A 19,046-nucleotide genomic window follows, 5' to 3' on the forward strand; every position below is an offset into this window, starting at 1 on the left:
TGCCTGTTAATCGTAATAAAATACTTTGCGTGAAACGAGTGTCATAGTCACAAGTAGAATGACGGATACGATAAGAAAGTACACCCACGCCATCGCTGCGCTGAGGCTGAAATTAAGTGTTTGAAACGCCGTATCCGTTATCATCTGGCTTAATGCGTTTGTACTATAGGAATCAATAACGGTATACACGATATTCGTCAGTAAAATAGGGCTAAGCATCGGGAAAGTAATTTTCCAGAACGCTTCATAACCGGTCGTCCCCTCAATTTTCGCTGCTTCATACAAAGATGGTGAGATCGATTGGAGCGCTGCAAGGAATATCAGTATCTGCACACCAGATGAGCTGATAATTTCATAAATTCGATCCACGGATCCTGTAATGTAGCTAATAATCCCATTACCTACACCCGCCTCAACCAGCATTCGCTGAAGCTCAAAGCTAGTAAAAGCAAAGCCTCCATCCTCACTTGAAGAACCCGTAATCGTTGAGGCAATGGATGCCATCTCGGAACTGTTCTCCAGTGATAGCACGGGGGCTGCAAGAAGTACCGGAAGAAAGAATACGGCTCGCGCAAATATCCTTCCTCTAAATTTCTGATTAATCAACGTTGCGACAAATAAACTAAATATCGTAATGGACGGCACATTAATTAAAATATCAGAAATTGCCTCAATCAGCGTTCGATTGAACGTTGGATGCGACATAAATAGCTGCTTATAAAATGAAAATCCTTCATATTTGGTATCGAAGCCGCCCTTACCAAGAGTTAGCGTATTTAAGCTATACAGAAAGGACTTATACAATGGAATGCTAAACAAGAAAACAAAGCCTAGAAACCAAGGAGTTACAAAAAGAATGCCTAGTCTAGACTTTTTCTGCTGCAGCGTCGGACTTTTACGTTTCATCATAATCCACCGCCGATCACGCGGTAGCCCTGTGCTTCAATAGAAATATCGTCTACCGTTACCGCAGATTTATTGTAGTTCACTATTATTTTCTTGCCTTGTTCAAACGTTGTTTCGAATACTTCATCAGCTAACTTGCGGTGACCCTTAATCGTCTGATCCTGTACATCCCTTAAGATGGCATTGGATTCCTTATATAGCTGAACGGCCTCCTCAAGCCAATCTCCATAATGCGGAGAATATAAGCTGTTCAGCTTCGTATCACGAATCATAGTAGGCTGTGCGTAAAACCATTGATAAAATACATTGGATCCTGTCTCCAGCGTTTTTAGCAAGGCGGTTCTCTGATCTTGATCACGGCCGAGGTTTATAGGCGTTCCGGCATAGTCCACATATCCGTGCAAAACCATAGAGTAGAAGGGCACATCTTCGTCAGCAATATTAAATTCACTGCTCGTGAGCGGAGCATTTACGATCGTCTTCGCATACGGCAATGTGTAAGCATTCCCTCCGCTAAGCATGATTTTCCCGGTTTCTTCTTTAATCTTCTGCAGATTTTCACCTATAATCCCTATGGCTTCCTGTCGGTTAACGGTTTCATGAGAGGTAACATCACTGTTTAAATCCTCTCCCAAATCACGTAAGGAAACACCATCGGCGTCAAATGATTTATAGTTCTTCAGAAACTTATCTACCACGCCCGTCAATTTACGAGGTGAGAGCAAATAGTAGAGCATATCTGAAGGATTGGTTGTTACAATATCATCATCAAAGCTTTTAGCAGATTTACGATTAAGGAAGCGCGTGGCATCTTTTGATGCTTGAAAGCCCTTGCCATTTTCATAAACCCTCTGAAAAGCAACGTCCGGATATACCTCGATATTGTTTTCCTCTGCATAATTTAATAATTTCTCAAACTTCTTTTTTCCACCAAGAATAGAATCCGGCTTGATCGATGAAGGCAGCCTGTGCTGAACGCCCTTGTTAAACCAACCTGAATATTTGAGCTGGATTTGGGATATGTCACGTTGTTGCAAAGACTCCAGTATTTCTATCGCCTGTGAAAAGGTAGTTACCGCTTCAGTAGATGGATAAGGAATACCTAGGAAGTTTTTACGAACAGGAATTGAGCCGATTAACTCCAGAACGAATGGCGTGTCGCTCCCGTTTTTATGCCGAGTCAAGCCATAATGCTTAATCAGATAGTCCCTGTAGTAATTAGCCATTCCATTATAATCAGCAGAAGAGTCTTCTAAAAAAGCATAGCGAATTTGAAGGCCACTATCATACATCTCCGAATATTTAGGAACCTGCTTGGTAACCGAGCCCGTTCTAAACACAACTGGTTCCATGTCTTTCATTTTGAAAGTGGCACCTACCCGGTTATAGCTATTCAGCTTGCCGCTCGTATCCGCCGTTATTGTTGCCTTGGCATCACCCTGTTCAATAATGGCAAACATCGCGTGATTCTCCTGCTTCATTCCAAAAACAGGAAATCTAGAAACCTGTGTATACTGAACCTCAGTTCTCGAATTTTGCAGCGGTGTCTGATCGATGCCATACAGCGGAACCTCATAGGCACGTGCTGCATGGTTGTTATTGTTCAAATAAATGAGTGCTCCTGATCCATCCGGCACAAACATATAACCTTCAGCCTCATGATCAGCGGCTCCGAAAAATGGAAGTAATTGCATCGTATGAAGGGGGAATGCGTCCGAATCCATCACCTCATCCGTTGCAATTCGTGCAATGAGATTCTCACCCTCAAGCTGGTAGATAAGCGGGATAGTAAATCGAGGTGCTACATTTTCTGCCTGATCCCCACTCTCCACCATCTGGTTATCCTCTTGTGCATCTTCAGCCGTATAGCCGATGGACTCAAGAACTGCCACGACGTCCTTTACGACATAATCCTGCATTTTTTTGCGCTCATACTGCTGCTTCTCCTCGTTGTAGAAAAAACGAGTACGAAGCTTATTTCTAACTGCTTCATCCGCAATTTTGTTCAAGATTCGTTCTTCAAACCGTTCTTTGCCGACAGCTTTCGGGATAGAACTTAGACCCTTCTCTGAGCTTCCGATTTCGTAAGTGATTTTGACCCCGTTATCAACGAGAGCAATCTCAAACTGATTCTTCTTAATGCTCTCTTCTTCATTATTCATAAAGGACTCATGCCCTTTGTCATTGAAGTACGAAATAATCAGCTGTGAGGCTAGATTGGTTTTATTAATTGCCGTTGCAATCGTATCTTTGGCATGATCAATGGGATTGGTCGACCAGACTTGCCCGTTGCGTTTCTCCCTCACACTGACCTCAGTCGTCTTCTTATCGATAAATAGCTGCAGATGCTCATTCTCAGCAATCATACCCATTCCACCCGGAAGTGCGCTCATTTCGGAAGCGATAGTCACTTCGTGGTTATCTTTCTTCACTTTCTGACTCTCGTTCGCAGCCTCCATCTCGCTTCTGAACATGGTTTCGTATAGGCATGATGCTGCAATAAGACAGCATAGCATTATCAATATCGTCCGTTTCTTTCCCTTATTCATGTACGCACCTCCTCACGCTCTTGCCCTGATTTCTGAATAGATTGAAAGTATGAAAGTGGTCATCTGCTGCAGTAAGCTAAAACAAAGGATGCATAGGAAAACAATAAAAACCATGACTACAACGGTGAGGAATAAAGTCAGTAATGTTTTGAAAATAGAGTATTGGTGAATGGTCATCATACCCACGAACAACAACCACAAAAACCAGCAAATAGCAGCAGACTCAATCAAATAATAAAAAGGGGCTTCTTCATGCGTAATCATATTACTGAATAAGACTTGCGGCAGGTACAAAATAATGAACGGCAGCAGCGAATAACCAACAGCCGTAATAATCTCAAGAAACTTTCCTTCACCGTCCATTAATGTTGTCAGTGACCAGTTAGCCACACAAAACAAAATAAATGGCAGCACAATATAGATAAGCTCATCCACGCTGTTAAGTGTGCTTAGCTTATTGAAATTAACAACAAAGCCCGAGTATTGCCGCTTCAAAATCATCGTCACGACAAGTAACAACACAATAATCAGCGCAATTTTCACTCGACCCTTCTGTTCATACTTCATCTCCCAGAATCCGTTGAAAGGTCTCATCATTGTATAGAAAGGCGCTTTTACAATATTGGTTTCAACAAAGTAGAGCTTCGGCTTTCTTTTGACCCAATAGATACGGATCGCAACGAAGAGCGCGGCAGCAGAGAGTAGAACCGTCATAATGGAACCGAAATGATCCCATACATATTGCTTGCGGTATTGTTTGAAAGCTTCTGAATAATACTTCCTGTTATTTCCGTTTTTGAAATAATTCATGGCCATCTTGTTCTCGTTTTTCTTGAGAAACGCTTTGCCCATACTAATATAAGCGATATCGAAATTAGCGTTTAATTGAAGCACCTTATTCCATGAATCAGCAGCTTCATCCACCTTGCCCGCATAATGGGCCTTTACAGCTTGCCGAATTAGTTTGCCATAGCGAGTCGGCGCAAAAATCGTCATCCGGTTCATCTCATTATCCAGAACCGCTATTCGCTCTCCGAGCATTGAAAGGGCCACCGGTTTTTGAAAGTTATTAGCCTGTGTGCCTATTCCCCCAAATTGATAGAGCAGGTTGCCATCGCGGTCATAGGTAAAGATGCGGTTGCGAGTGGAGTCTAAGCCGCTATACATGCCGCTTTCATCGGACACTACATCAATGAATCTAGAGCTTCCTCTATTTTTTTGGTCACTCACTACACTCTTTGTTGGGTCAAGTCGAATAACCGAGATGTCTCCCATCGGAGGGAAATAGCCTTCACGGCGCAAGATGTCCTCCCCACTGGGATTAAACCTCTTAATTGGTGTATTCGAATTAGCCTCCGAAGATACGGCATAGATTAGGCCGCGATCATCGACATCCAAATTACTGAATTCAACCGGCAGGAATAACTCCATTTTCCCGACTTGCTCCTTGGTCGATAAACGTTTCCACAGCAAGTCAGTTGGATTAAATCTTACTTTGTTCGTTCCGATATAGCCTTTAAAACCACCTGAAGCGTCAAGCTCCATAATCCCCTCAAAGGCACCTTGCGCAATCACGTAAATCCGATCAAACTTATCAACGTACAGCTTGAAGGGGAAATATTGAAACCCTTCCGGGAGTATGCTGGACTCAGGAGCTCCGAACAATTGAATGAGAGTTCCATCATTGCTGAGCTTAACGATCCGATTGTTGTACGTATCCGCTACGTACATATTTTGTGACGCATCGACAAATATGCCATAAGGCTTGTTAAAGGTTTCCTTCTTGCCGTTATTGTCGAAGCCGTCTATCGTACGAATAAGTTTGCCATTCTCATCTAAGCTGACGATGCGATTATTACCTGTGTCTGCGATATAAATCCGATGATCCTTGGCAACAAATAAATCCTGCGGAACATTAAAATGGCCGATACCAAGCTCCGATCCATCCACATGCTTTTCGGCCAGATAAGGATACGGCGCTGGCTCCGCCTCTTCCCAGTAGGAATAGTTGTATCCGTGATCAGGCAGAGCATAAGCCGGAACAGCGAAGCCGGTAATGAAGCACATAAGGATAAGAAATGATGCAATGCCCCTTATGGACGCCAATTGCGTTCCCCCTTTCTCTTTTATTCTTTCAGGCCTGATGTCGACATTGTCTGAATCACGCTGCTTTGCGTCACGATAAAGATCGTAACCGGCACAAGCATCATAATGAGCGCAGCGGCAGCCATCGGTCCTGAACGAGCAAATCCTCCGGACAAAATTTGGCTAAAGGCATAGTCCATCGTTTTTAACTGTTCACTAAACACATAGGAAGCGCCTTGGCCCCCGCTGCCTGTTCCCCATAAGCCTTTAAAGGAGAAAATAATAAGGGTTAGCCACGCTGGCTTAACCATTGGCATGACTATGGTCCAAAAGATCCGGTACTCGCTCGCACCATCAATCTTCGCGGCTTCGATTATCGCATCAGGGATTTGCTCCATAAATTGCTTCATTAGAAACAAACCCAGCGAAGTTGCTAGAGCCGGGAAAATCAGCGCCCAATAAGAGTCGAGCAAACCCAGCCACGTAATCGTTAAATAGTTGGGAATGGACGTTACCTGTGAAGCAAACATCAGCGATAGAATAACAATTCCAAATAGGATATTGCCGCCTGGAAGCTTCAGCTTCGCTAGCGGATACGCTGCCATGGAAGCTAAAATGACGTGCCCGACCGTACCGGTTAATGCAACAAAAACCGTATTAAACACATAGCGAGAAAGCGGTACCCATGAATCAGAAAAAATAAGTAACAAATCATAAAAGTTATCCACTGTCGGAGAACGTACAATAAATGTAGGTGGAAACAGGAACATCTCATCCAAAGGCTTTAACGCAGTGCTGATCATGAAAACGAAAGGCACTGCCATGAATGCTCCCGCTCCTAGCAATATTAGAAATAGAGCTATATCAACAGGAAGGGAACGATTAAGTTTCTTCTCTCGACGCAGACGAAAGCTTATATTCATGCTCTCTAGTCACCCACCTTCCGAAGCAATTTCTGCACGACCAAGTTCGAGCCAAGCATAATCGCGAATAATACGGTTGCAATCGCACTAGCATAGCCCATCTCGAAACGGATCGTCCCGAAATCATTCAGATGCGTTACTATTGTATGTCCCGCATACTGCGGGCTTGGGAAGCCGACTAGGCTTGTTGCCACATCTGCGACCGCGAACGAAGATGTAATCTGCATAACCGCGCCAAACATCAGCATCGGACGCAGCGAAGGCAATGTAATAAACCACAGCTCCTGCCAGCGATTTCTTATGCCATCGATCGCACCAGCTTCAATTAGCGTCATATCCATTCCTTGTAATCCAGCGATAAAAGCCAGAAAGGCTGTACCGAGGCTTAACCAGAGCTGAACCAGCATAATAATCGCCAGCATGTATTTGGGATCCTGCAGCCATTGAATCGGTTCAAGAATAAATCCCCATTTCATCAGGAATGCGTTGATATAGCCGAAAGAATCGCCAGAGAAGGCAACTTGCCATATCAAATATACATTTCCTGAAATCGAAGGCGCATAAAATAAAAGCGTTATAATAGACCTTATTTTAGGTGAAAGCTCGTTGATGAGCCATGCGAGAAAGAAGCAAACGATATAGCTGAGCGGACCGGTTATCGCCGCGAACAGCAGCGTATTTTTCAAAGCAATTAAAAAAACTTCATCCTTGACGAACAAGTTGGCATAGTTTTCCCAACCCACCCAGCCTGGCGCTTCAAGTACATTAAAATCCGTGAAGCTAAGTCCGAATGCCATAAGGACTGGGAAGGCGGTGAAGATAAAGAAGAGTATGAAGTATGGAGCAAGGAGCACATAGCCATGCCGTTTCACACTAATCTCGCCCCGTAGATGAGCAAGCCTCTTCTGCCTCTCGCTAGGCTGCCTCTTCAATCTGCTTGGACCCTGCAATTCAACGCTTGCTTGATTTGGGCCTGACAATACAACCGCCCCCTCTCTCTAGTTTGGCAAGCCGAACTCTTTTCGTTTTTTTACAATTTCCTCATTAATAAATTTCGTATAATGGTCTATCGCTTCACGTGGATCCTCGTTAGAGATAACGACGCTGCGGAACGCATTGTCAAGATGACGTCCAGTGAAATATCCGCCAGCAACCTCAGGCAATCCCTTTGCCCATTTCCACTGCTCCATCAATACGTTGTAATCCTTTACCTGCCAAGGAATCCGAGCCACCGCTTCCAGATTAGCTGTGGAAGTTCTTCCAGCCGGCCCGAAAATGGCTTCAATTTCAAGACTGTACTTCGCCTGTACGCCCGTGCTGGTCCACCAATCTAGGAAGGACCATGCGTCCTCCTTATGCTTACTGTCCTTCAGCATAATAGCAGCGGTTCCAGTTGCAGGCACTTCCCGGTGAATAGTGCCGTCAGCCTGCTCAAGTCCTGGCACAAGAGTAAAATTCCATAGTCCTTTCAGCTCCGGTGCAACGACGTTGATGAGATTGAATCTCGTATAGTCAGCAATCGCGATTGGCATCTCTCCACTGCGGAAACGGTTCACGAAGTCGGTCGTTAACGGCAGCTTATAGGTCGTATATAATTCCGTCCAATCGATAAATGATTTTACAGACATCTCAGTATCTAGTGCGCTGGCTTTATCACCTTTGCGATAAATTTCCCCGCCGTTTTGGAACAGCATCGTGCCAAAGGTAAAGTTAACCGGCAATGTAGCGTTATCTTGTACGTTCGCCCCCGTTTTCACCAAAACCTGAATAGGGAAGCCGAATAACAGATTTTGCTTCTGCAGCTCAGGAATGATCTCAAAGACATCCTCCCATGTTTGCGGAATCTCCAGATTCATTTCCTCGAGAATATCCTTCCGATAAAATAAAACCGGAAATTGCTGCTCAATAGGCAGCGCGAATGTTCCCTTATTAAATTCATAAGGAACGAATGCGCTCTCATGGAAGCGCTGCTTCACCTTGTCGAACCCAGGATATTTGGATAAATCCTCCACTGCATTCCGCAAGGCATAATTGACTGGTTTATCTTCCGGCAGAGCGAAGGAAACATCAGGACCGCGTCCTGCCAGCATGGCTTGCATGAGCACGCCTTCACTGACCACTTTTATGTCGACGGCAACTCCGGTTTCAGGAGTAAATGACTCATCAATAAGCCGCTTCGCAATTTTTGCCTGATCAATCCCCTGCGTCATCCACACCGTGATTTTTTTACTGCCTTTCTCCGTCGAACCGAGCACATTGTAATCGGTGAAGAAAGAGAGCATGAACGTACCCACTTGATGCTTCATTCTTTTGAAAAACTTCGCTTTGACAGCAGGCATTTTCTTATCAGGAGAGGCGATGACAAGATAATCAATCGATAAAGGCATATAATTGATAGAATAAATCCAATCTCCTAATGAGCTTGTATTGGATTTGAACGTCTCTAACCGGCGTGCTATTGTCTCTGGAGCATCTACCATGTCTTGCAGCTGAAAAATGAGCCGATTCAATGAAGCTGTGCGATCACTGCTGCCGCCAGATATTTTCTCTACACGCTCAACTATAGATTTCAACACTTCAATTTGTTTGGTGAAAACTTCAATCATCTCTGGAATTTTTTTATCAAGCTGATAATCCCGATATTCATCCGGTACCGTGCCCGTCACCATAATAATGCGCCGGAAAATATAATTTAGATCAAGCACGCTGGACTCCACTGTTCGCAGCAGCAATGCCATTTCTCCGAGTGTCACTTCAAGCTTAATCTCGTGCTTGCCTTTCGTTAAATAAAATTGGTACGGACTCTTCCCGTCTCCAAGCTCATTCATTTCCCAGTTCGTTGAGAAACCAAAGGCAATGCCATCAGCCTCCTGAAACGGCAGCTTGCCGTCAATATACATTTTGCGATAAGAAATCATACCTCGTTGAAAGCTTTGTTTATATTTAATGCCGATATGATAAAGTCCATCTTCCGGCACTTCTATATCCCAAGTCATCCACTGACCGGATTCCGACCAGTTGAAGCCGCCAATCGTATTGAGTCGGATTTGAGACATATGATAAGGCTCGGTAGACGGGCTGCTGCGATCCATCATCGGATAAAGTACTTGACTTGACTTCAAGGACGCTAATTCCCCTTGAACCTTGATCATGACATCAGAAGCATCTTTATAACCATTCGATTCATATTCAGCGGCAACCGCTTCGTAACCCTTCGCTTGTTCAACTTGGTTCAGCTTGATAGAACGAATCAGCATCTTTTCCTTTGCGGAAACTAAAGTGATGCTGTGCTTCCCTTGTGTAAAGTAATATAAATAGGGTTCATTGTGGCGACCATCCGCACTTTGTGCGTATGTCTCCTGCCACATCGGCAGCTCTACCTGCTGGACATGGGTGTCATTCCCACGCTTATCACGTGCAATTTCCGCTTTGCTCGTCCAAACTCTTCCGAACACTAAGTTTCTGCTCTCAGCAAACGGCGCTTCTCCATCAACCAGCAGCTCGCGGTCAATATCCGCACCCTTACCCTCCATTGGATAAAAATTTATTGCAATATTATATAAGCCTTCATTCGTTACATCGAACTCCCATGAGATACTTCCCGTTTCATCCGATTCAACCGCATTGCCCGCCAATCCAGCCATGTCGTTAACGACGTTAGCCTTCATGTCTACCACTTTAGAGAAGGTATCTCCTGGGATGATAATCTCTTGATCAGGCCTAGGCGCATTCTGATGCTTCACCAAATATTGGTCGTATCCGTTCTCACTTTTACTACCGAGCATCTGCTCCGAGATAGTTTCAGATGTATCAGCAGCATTTGAGGCTGCCTTTACCGTGGACATCCCCTTTGATTGAAAGCTCTGGGGCAGGATACACACAGCAGAGAGCGTGACTAAAAGTACTACCTTGACTATTCCATATTTATTGACGTTGGCCATATGGAATCCCCCTTCCCGCTTATGAGCAGCACCCCAACCATAGAAATGAATTGGGGTGCGCGCAGCGTTTTATGCAACCAAATCCTATTTCTTCAAAGTCACATCAATTGCAGCCTGAGCAAGCGGTTTAATTCTCGCAAGTTCACTTGCAGGTGTCGCTTTTCCTGTCATGATATTATTAATCGCTTCATCGAAATAACCCTGGAAGCCATCATAGGCAAAGAACTGCATCACCGTTCCGTTACCAAGCATTTTACGCAGCGTATTGAGACCCTCTTCACTTCTAAAGTTAGCTTCTTCTCCACGAATTACGCCATCATAGCCTTTTTCAGGGTTTCTCTCATAAAGCTCCTGCCAAACTGTCATAACTGCTTTAGGGTTTTCTACATCCGCCATCAGATGCCACATGTTTACAGTTATTGGAACAACATATTCGGTTGCTTTAGGACCCTTAGGAAAGAATACATAACCCCAGTCATCTGCCAGGCTGCCATTGAAATCTGCTGAAACCCAACGAGCTCCAGGATAGAATAGCGCTTTACCTTCCACAAAAGATCCGCCCACAACTTTATGAACATTGTATAAATCGGAGACAAACTGTATAGCTTCTAATGCTTCCGGTCCCTCAAATGTAATTTGGTCATCTTTCGTTACAGATCCGTTATTGGAGTAAATGAAAGGAAGCGTTAGGCTCGAAGCTGTATCGTAAGGAGTTACGCCGAATACGCCATCCTTCGTAGCGGCTTTGGCCATCGCTAGAAACTTATCCCAAGTCCATTCCCCCTTTTCCTGCAATTCATAAGGATCTTCTAAACCGAATTTTTGAATTAACGTTTTGTTATAGTAGAATCCATTGCCGTTATTGTCCTTGTCAGTGAAGCTGTACTGCTTCCCGCCGTAGCTGCCATTCTTCAACATAACTTGATTCCAGTTAGGGTCTTTCATATCCACTAGGTCGTCAATATTGCGAAGATACCCCTCACTAACCATCTTTGGAATCGCCCATTCCGTCGGAATCATAATAATGTCGGCAAAAGGCTGCCCTGCTACGGAAGTTGTTACTATTCTTGATTGAATCTCAGCGAAAGGTACGGTTACATACTCAATTTTCACATTGTATTTTTCCTCTGCTTTGCGCTGCATTTCCTTCTCTTCCTCATTCAAATAGTTTTCCATTCCCCACCATTGCCCGATGCGGATCGTTCCGCCTTTGAAGTCAATCTTCTCATCGACTGGCGCAGTTGAAGGTGGCGCTTCCGTTGCCGTCTCCTCGACGGTCTCCGTTGTAGGAGCCGGGGTTGGCTCATCCTTAGGCGCATTAGATCCGGAATTTTGCGAGCAGCCAGTAAATACAAACATTGCAAAAACCAGCATCATCGTTAATAATTTTAGCTTCATTTTTCTTTCCCCCTTAATATCATTTTTTGGATACATTCCCTACTAAACCCAAATGAATGATCGCCTAATGTATAAGGATTGGAGCATATTTGAAAGCGGTTACATTTGGTTGTAATCCTAATTATAAGAGTTTGGTTTAGAGCGAGGTATCTGTACAAATTCATACTTTTTCTACATAAATAACCTAAACGATAAGGTCCATCAAATCTCATAATAAATAACGATAGATTATCTAAAAATTTTACATACTAATACACCGTGAGCAGGTATACCCTCTAATAAAAGAAGCGCCTACGCGAGCTTCATCTCCGCACGGAACCTTGATGGCGTGGTACCAACAACTTTTTTGAAAATTTTTGTGAAGTAGAAATAATCCTGATATCCCGCCTTTTCTGCAATTTCACCCACCATTAAATTAGTATTGCCAAGCAGCTTGCAGGCATAGGTAATGCGTAATTTGGCGATATATGCTGTAAACGTCTCACCTACTTCCTTTTTGAATAATTGACTGATATAACTAGGGTTTGTATAAAACTTGATCGATAAGCTCTGTATCGATATATCTTGAATGTAATTTTGATTCACATAGTTCAGAATAGCTCTAAAGGTTTCATTGCTAATTTCTTGTGAGACATTTTCAGTCGCTTCAAGAATATATCTGCTTACATATTGACGTAAACAATGAATCATTTCAGATAGAGAGCCAAAAGAAGCAAGCAGCAGTTCATTGCTATATAACATCTTATCGGACAGCTCAATTCCAAACTGGTACATGAATGAAAGTACGATATTATAAAGCTGCAGTGCATGGCTAATAGTCAGACTTCCTTCTCTGAACAGGACGAGTACTTGGTCAAAAGCAACATTCGCAGCAGCTATATCACCTATTCGAATAGCATCATCAATTCTCTTCAGCATTTCGTTAAAAGGTTTGCGTATCGGGTTTTTTTTGCGAAATATCGCTGCTTTACCAGTAATAAAATAATGATCAGCTAATGAATTCGCGATTTCAACCGATTCCTTTAGTTTCTCTATTTCTGTTATTTTTTCACTTACGCCAATTCCACGGATCCAATCAGGCATCCCTTTGCTTATTTCATTAATTGTCTTCTCCAATTGAGCCCAGGCCACGAGATACAGTGACTTTGATCTTCCGATCTTAACCTGCAAATAGTTCTCTGAAGCCTGTACTGACTCATTACCGATAGTGGAACAGACGATTAGGCCAACTCCATCATTAAAGCCATCGATTAGGCCATATTGTTCGAGCTTGTGTGTAAGCCTATTGCGATTTGTTTCGTTTGGTTCTTCCAAAAATAATTGAAGTGGATTTTCAGCTGTCTCATGTTGTGCTTCATTATTTTTCTTGAATTTGCTTAGGATCGATATAATATCCTCTTCATCGAACGGCTTAAGGCAATAAGCAAGCGCACCATAAGAGAGCGCCTTCTGCGCATAAGCAAATTCTGCATAGCCGCTTACGACAATAAATTGCGCTTTATGCGGAAGCTCACGTGCTTTTTTAATTAGCTCCAGACCATTCATACCTGGCATACGGATATCGGTGAATACGATATCGGGAAGTATAGCTTCAAACATGGTCAGTGCCTCTGTCCCGTTATGAGCCATTCCCACAACCTCAAACCCATAAGCATGCCAATTAACACTCGCCTTAAGACTCTCAGCAACCCATGCTTCATCATCAACTAGCAGAACCTTATAATACATTCGAAAATTCCCCCTTCGTCGATAGCTTCACCGTTACCCGAGTTCCTTCACCTTCCTTGCTAGCAATATCAAGTCCATACTCTGAACCACAGATCAGCTTGATCCTTACATTCACATTGGCAAAACCGATGCTGTTATCTCTCTCGCCTATCAGCAATCCACTAGGCTCCGAGTCCGACAATGTAGATTGGACCCGCTCCAGTTGAGCTTGATTCATCCCTACCCCATCGTCCTCAATGACGATAATCAAGTCTCTGTACACATCCAGATAAGCGCTTATCCTCAATAAACCTTGCTTTTCATTTAACTCTAGTCCGTGATAAACCGCATTTTCGACAATTGGCTGTAAAATCATCTTCGGCACATGGCAGTTGCGGGCAAGACCATCGATATCAAATTTCACACTAAAGCGGGTACCAAAACGTAGCTTTTGAATTTGTAAATATGACTCGATGATAGAAAGCTCCTTGTCCAGGGGAACATTTCCTCCCCCCTTAACGCTGTAATGAAATATACTTCCAAGCAAAGCGGCAGCCTCTCTAATTTCAAGAACCCCTTTTACTGCAGCCATTCCTTTGATCATTTCCAGCGTATTATAGAGAAAATGAGGATTAATTTGGCAGCGCAGGTATGCAAGCTCAGCTTTCTTCTTCTCTAGCTGCATGAAGGAAAGCACCGCATTTGTATCCAGAAGCTCTTTGGCTAAGGAATCGTTCTTGTTAAGCAAAATGTTGCTTGTAATAATAGTGAACATAACTGCTGCGAAAACAGCTCCAAACACAAATATCCAAATAAAAGAAAAGCGAATCGCGTTCATGTCGCGCATCAGTGCGTCTTTAGGGATCATATCTACAATCTCGCTCGAATATTTTTCACTGTTTGAGCTAATGATCTTAGCCATTTGCAAATAACTGGTGCATAAGATGAAAAGTAAGACAAAGGTGATAGATAACGCGATTATGGATAACTGTGAACGAATCGAAAGCTTACGCAGCAAGGACACGTCTATCGCTCCATTCTCATGCGTAGGTTGATGAAAATGATGTGGGGACTCCCCACTAAGAAACTGATAAATAAAAATATCAAGCGCTTAGCAGGAAGTTATGGTGTTAGTAAGGTATCAATCAGATGGATGCGGCTTCTAGCAATCGTCGATGTACTTGCTGAAATGCTGCTGCATCGGTAGTTGCTTCTGTAAAGCTTGTCATGCAGGAGTTTACTAGCTCATCCGCTATTTTACGGTCAGCTTGAGCTATCTGTTGAAGCAATTCATAATCCTCAATGCCCATCCTCATTGACTCCAGCCTCATGCTTAGCCAAGGTCCATCCGTACCCGGATAGACGATATGGGTATCGCCGGCAGGCACCCTTTTGGCGTGAACGCTTGGAGCAAGCATGGGGTTTGTCAATTCAAATGGATCCTGACCTTCCAGGTAATAATTCAATCCCCAGTGGAGATAGCCATCCATTTTGTATAAGTAATTGCCCCAATGCAGAAATCTTGTTTTGAGAAGCGGAATATCTAGAAAGCGATTCATATAATGACCGCCTGGGTTCCAGCATGTATAAAACCATAGCGTATCTCCGCCAGCCTGAATTCTTTCGTAAGCCGATTGGTTGCGATCATAGTCCCTATTCGTCGGCACCCAAATATCTAATGCTCCTTCTAGTTCCGTATGAATGATTGCGTCAATAAGTGGAACCCCCGGCATGAACTTTCTAACTATGCCTGCCAAGACCCGATAATCTTGAGCCGACTCTTCAAGCGGTTCATCAGCAATATGCTGTACGGTTAAGCTCAACCAGCCGTTAGTGGCAAGGAACTTATTCCAGGAAGATAGGTATTGCGATATAAATGTATAGCCTTCCGGGCTTGTTGCTTTTATGTTGGTATCATAGTTTAAAACAAAAAAAGAATCGTCCCAGCCTCTTCGACCAGCTATATGCCCGCCTTCTATACGGGTGAAGCCCAGTCCTAGAAACATTTTGATTAACGTCTCGACGCGCGAGAAGTCAAATTCATAGCTGCCGCTTCCCGTTTCCTTAATATCAACCAGTTCCATGCCGACTAAGAAATGAGTTTGACGAGTCCGGCGCATCGCTTCTCCGTATTGGTAAACCATGTTCCAGAAGGGCTCCGACCATTTTTCGAGGTTATGCCACTTTGCAATATTGCCAAATGAGAACCAATTCGTAATCGACAGCGTTTCCTCTTTGGCAACTTTAGCTTTAAAGACCTCTATTTCAACAGGAATGACATAGCTATTGCTATCAATATGGAAACGCAGCTCCCCGACATGCTGATGTGGATTTGCGGATTCGTCCACTTTCCAGCAAACATATAGGGCATCTTTTTCAGCACGTGCTTGGAATTCCTCGCCGACCGGCTTTAAAGCATCGTATACACGGAACGGCGCAAGTCGTGTTACATAATCGGCTGGAGTGCCTACAGGTACGGTGGAATAATCAGGCCCTGTATTCTCATTCACCTGAACATCAATGAGCTGATACATGGACGTATTTTTCACAAATTCAGACTCGGCCGAGACATATTCCCATGTTATTTTCGCATTAGAAGGGAGTCCCTCCAACAAGATTTGGCAGCCAATATAGGTGCCTCGCGCCGTCTCTAGATTAATGCTTCTCGCCCCTGCATCTGATAATTCAGTATCCGGATAAACCCACTCATTCACATCGAATATTTGCCAATTCATCAACAAGCCTCCTCGCACAAGCTTTTATAATTAGTCGGACTGGTTCGGATGATGCTCAGGCAAAACCGCAATCGTTCCGTCATTTTGGCGAATCCATGTATCGAAATTCCGCTCGCCTGCCTTTAATCGGATAACTCTTGCTCCCGTTTGAAAATGATCCTTGCGGACATTATCAACATAACTCACATATCGCGTAGATCGGCCGTAACAAAGGTGGATACCATGCAGCGTTCCGCTAAAGTCATTCGCATGATCATGGCCAACAAACGTCCCCATTACATCTCCCATCTCCACCATCGCCGAGAAGAAACCGGAATTTATAACCGGTGCGCTTACTCCATCAAAGCAGTGTCCCAGACAAGTCTGATTATTCCATACCTCTTGATACTCCGGCAGAGGAATATGAAAGAACGCCAATGCTGGTAAGGGCGAATCGTTGTTAATGGACGACAATTTCTGCGATTCAGAGACATACCATTCAATTTGATCTCTTCGAATCCAGTCATAGCCGCCAACCGACGGGTTAGAAGAATAATCACCGCTGTCGAGGAAATACAAAGCAGCGGCCGTTTCATCATTTTGGTCAAGAAGAGTAATGATATAATTACCAGACCCGCTTACATTCGGAGGATCGGCCTCAGCGACACAGTAGCTGTGGGCTAGCTGTTCTTCATGCATTTGCTCACGAGAAACGGCTCCTTCTGAATCATGATTGCCGAATACAGCTGCCCATGGAATGCCGCTCTCCTCCGCTACCGCGACAGCATCGCGTAAGGATTGAATCGGATCATTTCCTCTGGCGCTAGCTGTAACATCACCGGCAAATACGATTAGATCCGGCTTCTCTTGTTTGATAACGCTTTCCATTGTCTCCCTCGTCATGCGATTAAATTCCGGTGTATCCGGGTCATAATCTCCCGCGTCTATAAACTCCACATCGGAAAATTGGACAATGACGAAGGTACCATCCTCACGAAATTTCATTTTATTTCTCATCCGGCTGAGCTCCTTTCACTGTAAAGAATGCTGTACTTGAATTGTATGAACACAGCCCATTTCACTCTACCAGAATAGTGACTATCTACTAACAAACTGGTGACTTCATTGCTTTCTATAAGCTGCGGCAAAAAAAAGCCGCCCAATTAATCGGGCGGCGATGAAAAACAACGAAAAAATTCAGCTATTCGAGCTGCCTGAAAGCTTCCTAAACTGCTGGGGGTTCGCTTGATAGACACGCTTGAACATTTTAGAGAAGTAGGAAAAGTTACTATATCCAATCGATTGAGCGATCTCTGAAATCGGCATTGTCGAGCTGGCAATCAACGCTTTGGCAATCCGCATCCTCTCGTTAAGCAAATAATCTGTAATACTCATCCCTACCTCCTTTTTAAACAAACGGGAGAGATAAGCAGGATTGAGATGAACGTATTCCGCGAGCATTTCCCGGGTGATATTCTCCCTGAGATGATCAGCAATAAATGCTTTAAGACGCGGAATGACTGACTCTTCCTGAAAGAGATAGCAATATACCTTTTGAATCAGATTTATACCCCACTCTTCCATCTGCTCTAGCGTACGCGGAGGCGCTTTCATTTGAGGGACGCTAGTGTCTTGAAGCAGTTGATGGGCAGAGAGGCCTTTCTTCTGCAGCAGGTAGTGAATCATCTGCAGAAATCCCTGATAATAGGCTTGCAGCGCGTTTGCACCAAATCGTCGATCCGAAGCCAGCTCCTGAAGACTATTCCTCAGCTGTTGAACCAGTTCTTTTTCTTTGCCGTTTTCGAGCAGCAGCGCCCAAGCTGTAAAGTCAGGCAAGCAAGGATCTGGAAAAGGATCTGGACTCTGCTTGCTAAGCCAGTTAAGCTGATTCGACTCACTGAGATTATTGTACTCCATGGACAACAGCGTCTTATACATCACCGTTAGCTCATGCAGTCTCACAGGCTCACCGATGTAGCAGGATACCGTACAGTTTAAGTATTGACTGCAAGCATCAATATACATATTGCATCTATCACCGATACGATCACGAAGCGTGAACTCCTCTTCCGGTGAGAAGTAGAGGATAGCCAACGTGACACCGTTCTTGGTCTGAACGACCTCTCCTCGTGAGTCGGCAATCAACAGCTCGGAGGATGATTGACGAATGGCGTACTCCATCACTTCCTCATCCCGCGTGCTGAGTTCCCGCTTCCAATTTTCTACGCTGACTATGACTGGAAGCAGTCGATCATCCGGCTTCAATATTATGCCGTACTCAGCTGGCAGGCTGCAGTTGTCATTCTCTCTAGCCACAATACGTTCTGACAGCAGATCGTACCAGAAGCGTTCGCTAAGCAGCGTCTTTTTTTTGTTCCACAACTCATAATATGGCTTGTATTGTTCGCTCTGTACCAGTTCTGCACTCTTCTTATTCACACTAAGAATAGCTTTCCGGATTGCTTCTTCCAAGACTTCATATTCCACAGGCTTCATCATATAGTCAAAGCTGCTGAGCTGAACAGCCCGCTGCATAAACCTAAAATCGTCGTGAGCCGTCAAGAAGATCGTCTCCGTATTCGGGGAATTCTCGTTTACCCACTCTAGCAATTCGATTCCTGTGTTTTTCGGCATTTCGATATCACTAATCATGATTTGAATTTCTTGCTCCTGAAAGATCTTAACAGCTTCCCTCATGTTATAGGCATCGAATACCGCAGAGACACCTAGTGTATCCCAGTTGATTGCATCCTTTATCCCCATGACGGAGTACATCTCATCATCAACAATCAGAACCTGCAAGCTCTTCGCCTCCTGCTATCA

Annotated in this window: 12 protein-coding genes; all 12 read right to left on the bottom strand. The window is 44.0% G+C overall.

Going from position 1 to position 19,046, the window contains the following annotated elements; genetic code table 11:
- Positions 1-6: 6 nt before the first annotated feature.
- The gene (locus AC0VYE_RS24995; protein ID WP_321166097.1) at positions 7-909 is read right to left on the bottom strand and encodes a carbohydrate ABC transporter permease; all 903 of its coding nucleotides are present in this window, start codon (positions 907-909) and stop codon (positions 7-9) included.
- Positions 906-3,455 carry a DUF5696 domain-containing protein gene (locus AC0VYE_RS25000; RefSeq protein WP_475443227.1) on the bottom strand — a complete coding sequence of 850 codons (2,550 nt, stop codon included), beginning with the start codon at positions 3,453-3,455 and terminating at the stop codon, positions 906-908. Before AC0VYE_RS25000 ends, AC0VYE_RS24995 begins: the two co-directional genes overlap by 4 nt.
- Before the next feature lie 12 nt (positions 3,456-3,467).
- Complete coding sequence (locus AC0VYE_RS25005; RefSeq protein WP_475443228.1) at positions 3,468-5,561, bottom strand: YIP1 family protein; 2,094 nt, start codon at positions 5,559-5,561, stop codon at positions 3,468-3,470.
- A 20-nt stretch (positions 5,562-5,581) separates the two neighbouring features.
- On the bottom strand, positions 5,582-6,463 hold the full coding sequence (locus AC0VYE_RS25010) for a carbohydrate ABC transporter permease (protein ID WP_076271716.1): 882 nt from the start codon (positions 6,461-6,463) through the stop codon (positions 5,582-5,584).
- Between the two features lie 5 nt (positions 6,464-6,468).
- Positions 6,469-7,443 carry a carbohydrate ABC transporter permease gene (locus tag AC0VYE_RS25015; RefSeq protein WP_475443229.1) on the bottom strand — a complete coding sequence of 325 codons (975 nt, stop codon included), beginning with the start codon at positions 7,441-7,443 and terminating at the stop codon, positions 6,469-6,471.
- A gap of 18 nt (positions 7,444-7,461) precedes the next feature.
- Positions 7,462-10,404: an extracellular solute-binding protein gene (locus tag AC0VYE_RS25020; protein WP_475443230.1), complete on the bottom strand. Its 2,943-nt coding sequence runs from the start codon at positions 10,402-10,404 to the stop codon at positions 7,462-7,464.
- Between the two features lie 84 nt (positions 10,405-10,488).
- Positions 10,489-11,802 carry an ABC transporter substrate-binding protein gene (locus AC0VYE_RS25025; protein WP_076267732.1) on the bottom strand — a complete coding sequence of 438 codons (1,314 nt, stop codon included), beginning with the start codon at positions 11,800-11,802 and terminating at the stop codon, positions 10,489-10,491.
- A gap of 291 nt (positions 11,803-12,093) precedes the next feature.
- Positions 12,094-13,530, bottom strand: coding sequence for a response regulator transcription factor (locus AC0VYE_RS25030; RefSeq protein WP_475443231.1), 1,437 nt, complete (start codon positions 13,528-13,530; stop codon positions 12,094-12,096).
- Positions 13,520-14,533 carry a sensor histidine kinase gene (locus AC0VYE_RS25035; protein WP_475443232.1) on the bottom strand — a complete coding sequence of 338 codons (1,014 nt, stop codon included), beginning with the start codon at positions 14,531-14,533 and terminating at the stop codon, positions 13,520-13,522. Before AC0VYE_RS25035 ends, AC0VYE_RS25030 begins: the two co-directional genes overlap by 11 nt.
- A 121-nt stretch (positions 14,534-14,654) precedes the next feature.
- Positions 14,655-16,244: a DUF4091 domain-containing protein gene (locus tag AC0VYE_RS25040; RefSeq protein WP_475443233.1), complete on the bottom strand. Its 1,590-nt coding sequence runs from the start codon at positions 16,242-16,244 to the stop codon at positions 14,655-14,657.
- Between the two features lie 30 nt (positions 16,245-16,274).
- Entirely contained in the window at positions 16,275-17,240 is a 966-nt protein-coding gene (locus AC0VYE_RS25045) for a metallophosphoesterase family protein (protein WP_475443234.1), read from the bottom strand.
- 180 nt (positions 17,241-17,420) lie between these two features.
- Entirely contained in the window at positions 17,421-19,025 is a 1,605-nt protein-coding gene (locus AC0VYE_RS25050; RefSeq protein ID WP_475443235.1) for a response regulator transcription factor, read from the bottom strand.
- Between the last annotated feature and the right edge of the window lie 21 nt (positions 19,026-19,046).

Source organism: Pristimantibacillus sp. Z349TD_6, assembly GCF_056173205.1.